Raw genomic sequence first — 255 nt, forward strand, 5'->3', positions numbered from 1 at the left:
CTTCGATAGGCATCAGGAACGGCAGGTCGATTGCACGCTCCGGCTCCGGAATGTAGCTGTCCAGGTGGCCAGCCAGTTCCAGGATCTTCTCTTCCCACTGAGCTTCGCCTTCCAGCGCTTTCAGTGCGGAACCACGGACTACCGGCAGGTCATCACCCGGGAAGTCGTACTCGGACAGCAGTTCGCGAACTTCCATCTCGACCAGTTCCAGCAGCTCTTCGTCATCTACCATGTCACACTTGTTCATGAACACGA

The 255-nt window shown here is 56.9% G+C and carries 1 protein-coding gene; it reads right to left on the reverse strand.

The window, feature by feature from the left end:
- Positions 1-255, reverse strand: a 255-nt coding sequence (locus AAHA41_RS22595) for a GTP-binding protein (RefSeq protein WP_342697351.1), incomplete at both ends; no start/stop codon positions are given.

Source organism: Aeromonas sp. SER, from assembly GCF_038739615.1.
Lineage (GTDB): Bacteria > Pseudomonadota > Gammaproteobacteria > Enterobacterales > Aeromonadaceae > Aeromonas > Aeromonas jandaei.